We start from the raw sequence: 12555 nt of genomic DNA on the forward strand, positions 1-12555 counted from the left end.
GTATGGAATCCGCTCTGAACGCTTGTCGAACCAAAACTGGGTATTAAGCAACATCCTCCGTCTAGATTCTGCATAGATATGCACAGAGAGTATAATAGAGGACGTAATAGAGAGTGTATGGACAAAAGCTCGATCAAGGTTGAGAGCGATACCCTAGGAATAGGGAGGCAGTCAGAGCATACTCTCAGAGCATAGCCTAGGTCTCCAAACTCAGGGCCACTTTGCGGGCCAGCTCCGCCATACGGTTGGCATAGCCCCATTCGTTGTCGTACCAAGCCAGGATTTTCACCTGCGTGCCATCTACCACCAGGGTTGAGGGGCCATCCACAATGCTTGAGCGGGGATCCCCTTTGAAATCCACCGAGACGAGGGGCAGTTCTTCGTAGCCGAGGATCCCTTGGAGTTCTCCTTCCGCCGAAGTTTTCAGCAGTTGATTCACTTCTTCAACGGTGGTGGGCCGCTTGACCTCAAACACAGCATCTGTTAAAGAGGCATTCAAGAGGGGAACTCGCACGGCTAAGCCATTCAATTTGCCGTTTAATTCGGGGTAAATCAGACCAATCGCTGTAGCAGATCCAGTGGTGGTGGGCACCAAAGACAACAGAGCCGACCGAGCCCGCCGTAGATCTTTGTGAGGGGCATCCACCATGGTTTGGGTATTGGTGACATCGTGGACGGTGGTGATCACCCCGTGGCTGATGCCGATGCCTTCGTGGATTACTTTCACCAAAGGGGCCAGACAGTTGGTGGTACAAGAAGCAGCCGTGAGCAGATGATGTTGGGCCGGATCATAAAGATGATCGTTGACCCCCATGACGAGATTCAGGGCGTTGCCATCCTTGACCGGCGCGGCCACGATCACCTTGCGAACCCCCGCTTTGAAATAGAGATCCAACTCCGCCGCTTTCACAAATTTGCCAGAGCTTTCCACCACCAGATCCACGCCCAACTCCGCCCAGGGCACCTCACCAGGGGACTTGTACTCGCTGAAGGTGAGGAATTTGTCTTGAATGCGCAGGCGATCGCCGGATCCTGCTACATCAATATCCCAGCGGCCCTGCACGGAGTCGAATTTGAGCAGATGGGCAGCCGTCGCCGCCCCTCCCTTAATTTCGTTGATGTGGATGAACTCCAGTTCTTCCCAGCCCCAAGCGGCTCGCAGAACCAGTCGCCCAATCCGACCAAAACCGTTGATCCCAACCCGTATCGTCATCGGTTTTCCCCCTGCACACGCGCCCACAAGGGAGCCTGTTCTCAGCACAGAACCTCGCCCCGAGCTTACCAGAATGGCCAATTCATTTCAAGATAATTTGATGGGTAAAGGATGGGTCGGCCGCCTAACCAGGGGGGTAAGCCCGCCAGGTACCATGGAACCCCAACGGGATCGGCTCGGGCAGTTCCAATCGACAGCAGGGATCCCCATCCAGTTCGGCAGCATCCCAAATCCACACCTGCGAGCGGTTCTGATGGCCATCGAAGACTAAGCTCAACAGCCAACCGCGACCGGGATCCTCAGCATCAGGGGCATAGAGAGGTTCGCTAGGGTAACGTCCTGCTCCCAGATCTGCCTCAAGCAGGGATCCCGTTTGCACATCCACACGGCCAACACCGCTGAACAGTTCACGGGCGGGATCCACGCCATGCCGGTGAAGGAGCAGATAGAGATGGCGATGAGGCTGACCCACTACTGCTGGATCCACGATAGGGAACTCACAGCCCCGCTCTAGCAGAGGTTCTGACTGCAACACTTGGCCTGTTAGCGGATCCACACGCATTTGCCAGAGGAAGGCTATTGCGGCTGTTTGGGTTTGCCCGCTCACCACTTCTGCCAAATAGCGGTTGGTGGCAAAGTCTGGGTAGCGAACTTGGGTGAATATCACTGACCCATCCTGATCTTCGTAACCATTGCCGAAATGCCACTGAAAGGCGGGATCCGTCTCGTTGCGGCTCACAAATTGCAATGTTTCGCGGTCGAAGATCCACACTTGGCTGGGTTGGTTGGGATCCCAACGCAGGCTATCGCTGTAGCTCTTCAGGGTAGCGAGCACAGGCCAGGGGTTGAGGCGTACAGGCGGCACCAGAAAGACAAGATAGCGCCCCGCCAAAACAAAATCGTGAATAAAAGGCAGCCCTGGCAAGGGATGACGAGTATGGGCTTGCAACTGACCCTGGGCATTGCTGCGATAAAGGTGCAGGATCCCTTTTTGGCCCAATTCCACCCCAAAGTTGTAAATGTCTCCTGTTAGGGGATCCCGTTTGGGATGGGCGGAGTAGGAGGGTAGGGCTCTCGTTTGCCCCAGACTATCCAAACCTCGGGTGGTTAAGGTGGTCGGATCCAGTTGGTGGGGGGCTCCAGCTTCCCACAGGGCTAGCAACCGATCCGGCAAAGCCAGTACTGAGGTATTGGCAGCATTTTTGGGGGCTTGTCCCAGCCGTTTGGCCCGCATTCCATATCCCCCGAATAGATAACGCCCCGCCTGTTCTTCCGCCTGGTAGCCAGCGGTTTGCACATAGCGGTATAGCCCCGTCGCCTGACCGGATCGGAAATGAACCGCCAAAATGGCACCATCCCCATCAAACCAGTGGCCCACCCGCTGGTCTCCTCGCTGTAAGCGACCCGGCCCATTGCGATACAGGGATCCTTGTAATCCGGGTGGGATTGACCCAGACAGGAGGATCAGTTCGGTTGGGCCAAATTCTCGACCGGGTTTAGCCAGGGCTAAAGACCAGAGGGGAACCTGTTGAGCAACAGCAGACATAAAACCAGCATGGGGGGCTGTTCTAGGCTAGCCCTAAGTGCTGGAGCATCAGCCCGTGCAGAAGACTCTTTGTCAGGTACAGCTATGAGCACAGGAATTAGCCCATTTACACAAGACACAAGAGACTCCCCCATTCACCTTTTGCTGCACAGGATCCCGTAGCAGACACTACCGCTGGCGGCCTGAATCTCTGATTGGATATCGGTAAACTTGCCAAAGGCCTGGGAATTTCATGAAGATCGGACTCTTTCACCAGATGTGGGCCCATGCGGCCCTTTCCGATGCGGAGTTCTTCGCGCAAGCCATTACCGATGTGCGTTGGGCGGATGAATTGGGGTTCGATTCCTTCTGGATGGGGGAGCACCATTTGGTGCGCAACACCCCTTTCTACGGTCGGGTACCGATTCCAGAATTGATGGTGGCCCGCCTAGCGGGAGAAACAAGCCAGATCAAGTTGGGCACTGGGGTGAAAATCCTGACGGTGGCCCATCCGATGCGTTTTGCCGAATCGATCACCACTCTCAATCTCCTCACCCAAGGTCGGGTGGTGTTCGGGGTGGGGCAAGGCAGCGGTGGCGATATTCAACAGGCGGGCTTTGCGGGCATTGACAAACGGGCACAGTTCCGCGCCAACCTGATGCAGGTGATCGAGTATTTGAATACCGGCCCTGAGGCCGACAAACCTTGTCTGACCCCTCCTCCTAGCCCTGGATTGGTGGATAAACTTTGGGTTGCCTCCCGCGATGCCGAAACCGTTAGCCTCATCGCTCAGCAAGGGCTGAATCTGCTGGTGGGTCAGGCGGAAGCTCCTGTGAAACAAGCCGAATACGTGCAGCACTATCGCCAACAGGGGCCGCTATTCCTACGGAACGCTGGCACGATAGGATCCAGCAGCCAGGGCGGCAAAGTCTGTGGCTGCCGACTGGTGCATGTGGCGGAAACCGATGCCGAAGCCCTCCGCCAGGTGGAAGCGGGGGCTACCCTCTATTTCAACCTCTACTCCAAAGGGGTCTATTACCAAGAGGCCATCGCCGAAGGGCGGATCCCGGCCACCCCTCCCGAGTACCTGACGGAAATGTTGGATCGCCTGGATTATTTGGTGGGATCCCCGCAGACGGTGGCCCAAAAGCTGCAAAGCTACTGCGATACCGTCGGCTTGGATTTTCTCAATGTGATGGTGCATATCCCTGGTTTGGCAGAAGAAGATGTGCGGCGTTCCATGCAGTTGGTGATTCAAGAGGTGGCTCCGCAATTGCGACCAACTCTGCAACCGGTGGCCTAAGCTGGGGAAGGTGTTTTTCCCCGTATCGTGACCCTGCCCCCTCAGCCTTCTTTGCAGGATGATTTTCCGCCCCTGCCCCCACCCCCGCCTCGATCTGAGGCCCTGAAGCTGGTGGAAACGGCCTTTTTGGCCAGTACCTCCGCCTTGATCTGGATCTTGAGCTACACGCCGCTGGCCCCTTTTATGCGCTTGTTTTTCCCGATTCCTGTGGCGCTAGCAGTGATGCGCTGGGATCCCCGCACCGGGGCAATGGCTCTGGTGGTCTCCAGCCTGTTGCTGACGGTGCTGATGGGGCCGACCCGCAGCGTTCTCTATGTCATCCCCTATGGCATCCTTGGGTACTGGTGTGCCCGCCTGTGGCAGCGTCGCCTTTCCTGGTATGTCTCGGTGTTGAGCGGGGCCTTGATCAGCGCTTTTGGCTTGATCTTTCAACTGTTGTTCTCCTCGCTGCTGGTGGGGGAAAACCTCTGGACTTACGTGACCATTCAACTGACCAGCCTGACCAACTGGTTGCTGGATGTCTCTCTGAGCTGGCTGGGGGTGTACTGGGTGGCGGAGCCCTGGATGATCCAGGTGGTGGTGGTGGGGTTTATCGCCTTTAACTCGTTGATTTATGTGTTTACGGTGCATTTGGTGGCAGCCTTGGTCATGGAGCATTTTCGTTGCCCACTGCCCCCTCCCCCCAAGTGGGTGCAGTTTTTGCTGGATTAGTTGGATTAGCTGGGTTGATCTGGCTCAGGATGGGGTATCCAGGTTTTGTATCTAGCCTGCGGGTCAATTTCAAATCCGCTGTCTAGGGTGTAGCCTAGAGCAAGTCTCGATTTGCAGCCTGCTGTTGTAGTGGTGTTGCTGGAGACTTCCTTGTCCGCACAGTATTTTTCGATTTTTAGCCCATGACCCCACTGCCTGCCCCTGCCCACGCATACCAGTTTCGTGCCCTTGGCCTGGTTAAGGGATCCCTGCAGCCAATTCCCGATACCTATGCTCAGGCGATGTTGGTTACCCCAGAGGGAGAAGAATACCCAGCCACACCTGGCCGAGCCAATCTCCTCCGCCGCTTCACCCACTGCATCGAAAGTGGGCATACCTACTGGTTTTTTGTGCAGCCGCAGCCACGGCCAGGGGGAGCTTTGGGTTTGAGCGTCATCCGTATCCTTGCCCTGCCGGAAGAAGAGCAAGATCCCGAACTCGAGGAAGAACCGTTTTTGCCCGCTCCTGAGGATGTGGAGGAGGGTTTTAACATTCGGGGCATTGTCGAACCCCACGATGGCTTCATTTCCGTAACGGTGCGGCGTAAACCACAAGGAAAGAAACAATTCCCACCGTTGCAGTTGCGTCTGGAGGGGTTCTTGCCTGGAGCCTCGGTAGGAGAGTTTTGGGATCTGTTGGCGGAGCGGGATGGCAACGAACTGCTGCTGGTGGATGGCAGCCGCCTATTGACAGCTGTGGCCTAACTGCCTAAAACTAACCCAACCTTAACCAAGAGAGATCCCCGACTGATGGTGTCTGCTGCCGGATTGTCCCAACGGGTTGCCCATCTATCCCCTTCCGCGACTTTGTCAATCTCCGCCACCGCCAAAGCCATGCAGGCAGAGGGGATGGATGTTTGCAGTTTTAGCGCTGGTGAGCCAGACTTTGAAACCCCCAACCACATTCGGGCTGCCGCCATCCGCGCTTTAGAAGAGGGCAAAACCCGCTATGGCCCTGCTGCTGGGATCCCGGCCCTGCGACAGGCGGTTGCCGACAAATTGCAGCAGGACAATGGCCTCCCTTTCAGCCGTGAACAGGTCATGATCAGCAATGGGGGCAAACAAACTCTGTTCAATCTGGCGATAGTCCTGTTGGATCCCGGCGACGAGGTGATCCTGCCCGTTCCCTATTGGGTTAGCTATCCCGAGATTGTCACCTTGGCGGGAGCAAAAGTCGTGCGGGTGCAGACTGAAGAGGCCCAAGGCTTCAAACTCACCGCCGAGCAACTCCGCCAAGCCCTCACTCCCCGAAGTAAACTGCTCATCCTCAACTCGCCGGCCAACCCCACCGGGGCGGTTTACCGTCGTCATGAGCTAGAAGCCCTGGCGGAAGTGATCCTCTCTGTGCCCGATCTCTACGTGGTGTGCGATGAGATCTACGAAAAATTGGTTTATGGAGGAGCCTGCCATGTCAGTTTGGGATCCCTGTCTCCAGATCTGTTCCAGCGCACGATTCTCAGTAGCGGCTTTGCCAAGGCCTATGCTATGACCGGCTGGCGAATGGGCTACTTAGCAGGGCCAAAACCGGTCATCGATGCGGCCATCAACCTGCAAAGCCACAGCACCTCCAATGTTTGCACCTTCGCCCAATACGGAGCTTTAGAGGCCCTGACCAACCCTCTGTCTGCGGCTTCCATTGAAAAAATGCGCCAAGAATTCTCGCAGCGGCGGGATCTGATGGTGCAAGGGATCCAGACTTTGCCGGGGGTAACCTGCCCACAACCGGATGGAGCGTTTTATGTATTCCCCAATATCCGTCAGACGGGGTTAAGTTCTGTAGAATTTTGTCAGCGCCTCCTCAAAGAACAGCATGTGGCTGCTGTGCCTGGGGTTGCCTTCGGAGCCGATCACTGCATTCGCCTTTCCTATGCCACCGACCGCGCCACCATCGAAAAAGGCCTGCAACGGCTACACCAGTTTGTCCGCTCCCTCTAGAGGCCGGTCTTGACTTGGCAACTCCACTGACAGCCCTTTCGCTAGCACAGTAACAGCACTGGGTTATCCAATTGACAAATGCAGACTGCTCAATTAGAGATAGTCCGGTCTCTATTAGCTTTTGTCAGGTAGGCTGTGACAATCTTCAAGTGGAAATCAGGGGAGTATTAGCTTATCAGGGTATCTAGAGCCAGGTTCACCCTCTATCCTAGACAACTAGGATGGTTGAAGGGCTGTAGGTTCAACTTAATCCCTATATAAAGTGCGAACACTATTGCTTAACGCTAGCTATAGTGTTATGGAACGGACTAGGAGGGGATCAACTCATGTCTAGCAGAACGGCGCTTGTCGTCACCGTTGCCTGTTTGAGTGGGGGATCCGGCAAAACCACAGCCGCCCTCAACTTGGCCACCATGCTGGCGGATCATGGCAAAACCTTGGCCATCGATTTCGACCCTCAGGGTAATTTAAGCCAGTGGATGGGCTGGACGAATCTATCGGAGTCGGCCACGATTGCTGAGACCATTTTGCCAGGGGCGGATCGGGTTCACATCACTGAAATCATTCGCGCTCCCCTGAATGAGGATCGCCAGGAGCGGCTTTGGCTGGCCCCCAGCGATTACAGTCTGTCGCGGGCCATGGATGCGATTGTCATGGAACCGGGGCGGGAACTCTTTTTGAAGCGCGCCCTACGGCCCATCTTGTCCGATTATGACTTTTTGGTCATCGATAGCCCTCCCTCGAAGGGCTTGCTCACCTACAACAGCATTCTCAGTGCCGATCTCCTGGTGGTGCCCACCGAATGTACCCAAAAGGGGGTGATGGGGGCCTTGAGCACCCTAGTTTTGCTCAAAGAATTGGAGGAGCTGGACTTTCATGTGCCCAAGTTTTTGGGGGTGCTGCCAACACGAGAGCAATGGGCGGGCAACAATCGCACCAAAATGTCACGGGCGGCAGTGGAAGCTCTAACAGAAATGATGCAAGGGATCCCAATTTTTACCCCGGTGCGGCAAAGTACAGTGGTACAGCAAACCAACAGCATGGGCTGGTCGCTGGCGGAATCTGGGGAAGAAGTTTTGGCTCAACCCTATCGCGAGGTCATCGAGGCTGTGTTGGAGGCTCGCTGACATGGCCACTCCCAAAAAGCCCCCCAAGAAAAAGCTGCCCACCGGCCCTACCAAGGCGGATTTGCTCTTGCGCATGGGGGTCAGTCAGCAAACGGGTGAAGCACTCCCTTTGGAGGAGGTTCCTGCACCCTCTGAAGCAACCCCAGTAGCTACTTCCCCGCTATCACCATCAGAGCCTAGAGTTTCCGAGCAGTCGCCTATCTCCCCAACAGCTATCCCTTCGCCCGAGCCTGAGGATCCACTGCCGGAGCTGGATCCCCTGCCACAGCCCTCTGCCCCGGATCCTCCCAAACCCATAGAGGTTGCTGCCTCTGTTGCGCTCCCACCCGCCGCTGCACCTGTCGAGTCTACCAAACCAAAACCCATTGAACTCGAAGTCAAGCTGCCTGAGTTGGCTATCTTGCAGGCTGAATTCCTAGCTCCGGCTACGGCCCGTAATGGTAATGGCAACGGTTCCCATACCCATGGCTCTGTTGGGAATGGCTCAAGCAACGGACAGGTGGCCCCACCCGCAAAGACTCCCGCAGCCTCATCACACTTGCCTGCGACCCAAGCTCGCGAGCCTGCTCCTGCCCTGCCGGATCCCCGCGATGCTCTAGATGCGCAACTGGGCCTCCAAAAGCTCACCCTCAAGTGTTCTGCCGAGATGCTGGACAAACTGGGATCCCTGCAAACCACTACCGGACTACCCGGCGAGATTTTGCTGGAGGTGCTGCTGGATCACTGGGAGCACCTGCCCAAGCCTGTGCAACAGGACTGTCTCATGCAAGCCCACCGCATACGGGTGGAACGGCTGGTGATCAGCCAAAACCACACCATCGCCACCATCGAGCAGCTTTTGAACGAGCAGAACTTGCTCTGATTCACGTCTGTGCTGGCCCACCTGCGTGTATGCAGGAAAACAAAGGCTGCGGTTCTTATGCTAGGGTCAGAGTGGCTTTGCTCACCCTTATTGCCCTTTTGCCTGTGCTCTCTCCTCCCTGATTCTATGGATACTTGGCTGATACTTGCCAAACCTTTTTTTGATGTGAATCAGGTTGCGATTTGGAGCGACGATCCCTATGCAAGAACTCGATTTGGCCAAGGCAGCAGAACAGCGACGCACCTTCGCCATCATTTCCCACCCCGATGCCGGGAAGACCACCCTCACCGAAAAACTCTTGCTCTATGGGGGTGCCATTCAAGAGGCTGGGGCAGTCAAAGCCCATCGAGCCCAAAAGCGGGTCACCTCTGACTGGATGGAGCTGGAAAAGCAGCGGGGTATCTCGATTACCTCAACCGTGTTGCAATTTGATTATCAAAATATTCGCCTCAATCTGCTGGATACCCCCGGTCACCAAGACTTTAGCGAAGATACCTACCGCACGCTGGCGGCGGCTGATAATGCGGTGATGTTGGAGGATGCCAGTAAAGGATTGGAAACCCAGACCCGCAAGCTGTTTGAAGTGTGTCAGATGCGGTCGTTGCCCATTTTCACCTTCATCAACAAGATGGATCGCCCAACCCGGGATCCTTTGGATCTGATGGATGAAATCGAGACGGAACTGGGCCTCAAACCTTATCCGGTCAACTGGCCGATTGGCTCAGGCGATCGCTTTACGGGTGTATTTGATCGCCGTACCCAGGAGTTTCACCTTTTTGAGCGGGTCTCTAAGGGCCGGGTGCGAGTGAAAGATACTGTCATTAAACTTGGGGATCCGGATATTGAAGAGGTCATTGACAAAGATCTGTACTACCAATTCAAGGAAGAACTGGAACTGTTGGATGGCTTAATGCCCAGTTTGGATCTGAAACAGGTGCATTCTGGCCAGCAAACCCCGGTCTTTTTCGGCAGCGCCATGACCAACTTTGGGGTGGAGCTTTTCCTTAATTCGTTTTTAGAGTATGCTCTACCGCCAGCCCCCCACGAGAGTACCTTGGGGTTGATCCCGCCCGAACATCCTGAATTCACCGGTTTTGTCTTTAAGTTGCAAGCCAATATGGATCCCCGACATCGGGATCGCATTGCTTTTGTGCGTATCTGTTCTGGAAAATTCGAGAAAGATATGGTGGTCAATCATGCCCGCCTCAACCGCAGCGTTCGCCTTTCCTATCCACAAAAGCTGTTTGCTCAGGATCGGATCTCTATTGATGAAGCCTATCCCGGCGATGTGATCGGCCTGAATAATCCTGGGATTTTCACCATTGGCGATACCATCTACACCGGCTCTAAACTTCGCTATGCAGGGATCCCCAGCTTTTCTCCTGAGCTATTTGCTTACTTGAAAAACCCTAATCCCTCCAAATTTAAGCAGTTCCAAAAAGGGGTGAGCGAGCTGCGGGAAGAAGGGGCCGTACAAATCATGTATTCTATGGACGAGTCCAGGCGGGATCCGATCGTGGCGGCGGTGGGCCAGTTGCAGTTTGAAGTGGTGCAATATCGCCTTGAACATGAATACAACGTCGAGACTCGTCTGGAGATGCTGCCCTACACGCTGGCACGTTGGGTGGAGAATGGCTGGGCGGTGCTAGAAAACATCCCCAGTTTGTTTAACACGATCCTTGTCAAGGATGTTCAGGAGCGGCCCGTTCTCTTGTTTAAGAATGAATGGACTTTACAACAGTTTGTTGGCAGTAACCCAAAAATTAAGCTCAGCAAGATTGCCCCTGTTTTGGAACTTGGCCCAGAATCCGGCAATGTCTAGTAGATGAACCAAAGTTAATTTGGGCGCTCTTCACCCACCTTCTCAGACTGTCTTAAGTCCTGGATTCGCCACATGGTGATGCAGGTAATCAACCACAAGGCTCCCAGGCTATACCCTGCCAACAGATCGCTGGGCCAGTTCAAGCCCAGGTAAGCCCGGCTCAAGCTGATCAGAAGCAGGATCCCCAGCACGCCCCAGCGGATCCGCCGCCGTTGCTCAGGGAAATGTCTTGCCAGCAAGTAGCCCAGCAGACCGTAGATCACCGTCGCCCCGATCACCTGCCCACTGGGAAAGCTGTAGCCCATCTCCGGTAGGATGGGATCCCACAAATTGGGGCGCTCCCGCGAAAAAGTGGGCTTAAGAACCCCAGCCAGGATCCCGGCCCCTAACCCAGCCAGAATCAGTCCCCCGGCCTGACGCATATGTCGCTGCTGCCAAAGCCAACCTGTTCCTACAAGCAACAGAGCAACTAAGCCAATCGGATGGCCCAATCCCCACCCCACCCAAGCCAGAGGATCCAGCCAGGGGCTAGCCCGATGCAACCCTTGCAAAATCCATTCTTCCAAGGCTTGGCTGGGGGACTTCAATTCTTCTAGGGCTTTACCCAATCCCCATAGGGCCAAGGCAGATCCGAGGATCCCGCCTAGGCCAACGGTTGCAGTCAACATCGTTAAGCTAGGGGAGATGCGCTTGACCCAGAAGAGAGCAATTTTTTCGGCGGAGTTGGGCCGCTGTACAGGTGGTGCGATCACCGTCAGGCCGCCTGGAATGACCTCGATCTGCACAGGGGTTGTGCCCACTACCTCTCCATCGATGACTACTTTTTGGGGTGGGGTCGTCTCCACCTGGATGCGGGAAGCTTTGAGGGTGAGGATCCCTTCCATCTGCGGCACCTGCTTAGCCAAAGAAGCCCCCAACAGATGCACCATATCTCCAAGAGGTTGCACCCGTCGTGCCAAAGCCTGGGAAAGCCCATTTGAATCGGGGTTATCTTGACTACGCACCAACGTCACATCCAGTCGCCCATCCCCCGGATTAACGCGCCCACGTCCTTGCGCCAAAACGGAAGTGGCCGGGGCAGCGTTGGCAATAGTGAGGGCGGTTGCCTGCACATGTTCCGGCTCAGAACCATCCACCTGCATCGTCACCTGAAAGGGCTGTTGATCCCCCAGTTGTTGTAATCCCGCTACCAGATAGGCTAGGGGCCCCAAGCGTGTTTTCAGCTCGCGGCTAGCCCGTTCGACAGTGTCTGCCTCAAACCCGATCCCGGCCAGGAGGATCATCGGCTGCCCATCGCAGCGAGCGGCATCTACCACCCGGGTAGAACCTGCCAAGATCAGATCGCACGCCTTTTCCAACTCACTCGGGATCCCTAGTGCTGCGGCAAAGGCATTGGCTGTTCCCCGTGGGATCACCCCCAACGGAATGCCGGAACCAAACAACACGCCCGCAACAGCCGAAACAGTGCCATCCCCTCCAGAGGCGATGATCAGATCCGGTTGGGCTGCTAGGGCTTCTTCTGCCAAGCTTTTTGCATCACGATCCGGCTGGGTGAGCAGCACATGCAGGCGCATCCCTACCCCTAACCGCTGCCGGATCAAGGCCAACTGTTGGGTTTCATCCCCCTGCCCAGCAATGGGGTTGAAGATCAAGTACCCCAGGCGCTGCCCTGCCAAAGAAAGCATCAGTGCCCGGGCCGTGGCCACATTCAGTGCCAAAGGAAGATTCGCCTGTGCGCAATCTTGGACTAGCTCTGCCAACCCCACGGGATCCACCTCGGGATCCCAAAGGGCGATGACCGCCTGGATCCTTTCCTCGAACAGGTGAGAACGCCATTCCGCACAAGATGCAACTGGTTTTGTCGTTAGCTGGTGATGCTGACTTAATTGGATGGCTAGGGATCCTGCTGCCACCAACCGAAAGCGAGCCAAAATCCCCCGCTGCTGCTGTAGCCAATCCACCAAGGCCGTCTGTTGGGTTTCTGCTGCCCACAGCAAAAGTTCAGGTTTCATACTAGAG

Annotated in this window: 10 protein-coding genes; 7 read left to right on the forward strand and 3 right to left on the reverse strand. The window is 55.6% G+C overall.

The features are described 5' to 3' along the window. Window positions 1–196: 196 nt before the first annotated feature. Complete coding sequence (locus L1047_RS00890) at window positions 197–1213, reverse strand: ArsJ-associated glyceraldehyde-3-phosphate dehydrogenase (protein WP_235276720.1); 1017 nt, start codon at window positions 1211–1213, stop codon at window positions 197–199. A gap of 124 nt (window positions 1214–1337) precedes the next feature. Then, window positions 1338–2759, reverse strand: a complete 1422-nt coding sequence (locus L1047_RS00895) for a carotenoid oxygenase family protein (RefSeq protein ID WP_235276722.1) — start codon at window positions 2757–2759, stop codon at window positions 1338–1340. A 232-nt stretch (window positions 2760–2991) separates the two neighbouring features. On the opposite strand from L1047_RS00895, the gene L1047_RS00900 reads away from it, so the two are divergent. The 7 genes from L1047_RS00900 to L1047_RS00930 all read left to right on the forward strand — a co-directional run bounded on the left by L1047_RS00900 (window position 2992) and on the right by L1047_RS00930 (window position 10536). Then, window positions 2992–4041, forward strand: coding sequence for an LLM class flavin-dependent oxidoreductase (locus L1047_RS00900; RefSeq protein ID WP_235276724.1), 1050 nt, complete (start codon window positions 2992–2994; stop codon window positions 4039–4041). Between the two features lie 27 nt (window positions 4042–4068). Next, the gene (locus L1047_RS00905; protein WP_235276726.1) at window positions 4069–4752 is read left to right on the forward strand and encodes a DUF2232 domain-containing protein; all 684 of its coding nucleotides are present in this window, start codon (window positions 4069–4071) and stop codon (window positions 4750–4752) included. Window positions 4753–4934: 182 nt separating this feature from the next. Further along, window positions 4935–5495 carry a hypothetical protein gene (locus L1047_RS00910; RefSeq protein ID WP_235276728.1) on the forward strand — a complete coding sequence of 187 codons (561 nt, stop codon included), beginning with the start codon at window positions 4935–4937 and terminating at the stop codon, window positions 5493–5495. 45 nt (window positions 5496–5540) lie between these two features. Further along, the gene (locus L1047_RS00915; protein ID WP_235276730.1) at window positions 5541–6725 is read left to right on the forward strand and encodes a pyridoxal phosphate-dependent aminotransferase; all 1185 of its coding nucleotides are present in this window, start codon (window positions 5541–5543) and stop codon (window positions 6723–6725) included. Between the two features lie 326 nt (window positions 6726–7051). Continuing rightward, entirely contained in the window at window positions 7052–7852 is an 801-nt protein-coding gene (locus L1047_RS00920) for a ParA family protein (RefSeq protein WP_235276732.1), read from the forward strand. A gap of 1 nt (window position 7853) precedes the next feature. Then, a complete protein-coding gene (locus tag L1047_RS00925) occupies window positions 7854–8714 on the forward strand; it encodes a hypothetical protein (protein WP_235276733.1) in 861 nt (286 codons plus the stop codon). A gap of 199 nt (window positions 8715–8913) precedes the next feature. Further along, on the forward strand, window positions 8914–10536 hold the full coding sequence (locus L1047_RS00930) for a peptide chain release factor 3 (RefSeq protein ID WP_235276734.1): 1623 nt from the start codon (window positions 8914–8916) through the stop codon (window positions 10534–10536). Between the two features lie 14 nt (window positions 10537–10550). Here L1047_RS00930 and L1047_RS00935 read toward each other — a convergent pair whose 3' ends face one another. Further along, the gene (locus tag L1047_RS00935; protein ID WP_235276735.1) at window positions 10551–12548 is read right to left on the reverse strand and encodes a YegS/Rv2252/BmrU family lipid kinase; all 1998 of its coding nucleotides are present in this window, start codon (window positions 12546–12548) and stop codon (window positions 10551–10553) included. Between the last annotated feature and the right edge of the window lie 7 nt (window positions 12549–12555).

This window comes from Synechococcus sp. Nb3U1 (genome assembly GCF_021533835.1).
Taxonomy (GTDB): domain Bacteria; phylum Cyanobacteriota; class Cyanobacteriia; order Thermostichales; family Thermostichaceae; genus Thermostichus.

What these genes read in the sequence shown, in the direction of transcription:
- L1047_RS00920 (WP_235276732.1), top strand. Translation starts at nt 7,052, where the DNA reads ATGTCTAGCAGAACGGCGCTTGTCGTCACCGTTGCCTGTTTGAGTGGG.
- L1047_RS00935 (WP_235276735.1), bottom strand. Translation starts at nt 12,548, where the DNA reads ATGAAACCTGAACTTTTGCTGTGGGCAGCAGAAACCCAACAGACGGCC.
- L1047_RS00915 (WP_235276730.1), top strand. Translation starts at nt 5,541, where the DNA reads ATGGTGTCTGCTGCCGGATTGTCCCAACGGGTTGCCCATCTATCCCCT.
- L1047_RS00925 (WP_235276733.1), top strand. Translation starts at nt 7,854, where the DNA reads ATGGCCACTCCCAAAAAGCCCCCCAAGAAAAAGCTGCCCACCGGCCCT.
- L1047_RS00890 (WP_235276720.1), bottom strand. Translation starts at nt 1,213, where the DNA reads ATGACGATACGGGTTGGGATCAACGGTTTTGGTCGGATTGGGCGACTG.
- L1047_RS00930 (WP_235276734.1), top strand. Translation starts at nt 8,914, where the DNA reads ATGCAAGAACTCGATTTGGCCAAGGCAGCAGAACAGCGACGCACCTTC.
- L1047_RS00910 (WP_235276728.1), top strand. Translation starts at nt 4,935, where the DNA reads ATGACCCCACTGCCTGCCCCTGCCCACGCATACCAGTTTCGTGCCCTT.
- L1047_RS00900 (WP_235276724.1), top strand. Translation starts at nt 2,992, where the DNA reads ATGAAGATCGGACTCTTTCACCAGATGTGGGCCCATGCGGCCCTTTCC.
- L1047_RS00895 (WP_235276722.1), bottom strand. Translation starts at nt 2,759, where the DNA reads ATGTCTGCTGTTGCTCAACAGGTTCCCCTCTGGTCTTTAGCCCTGGCT.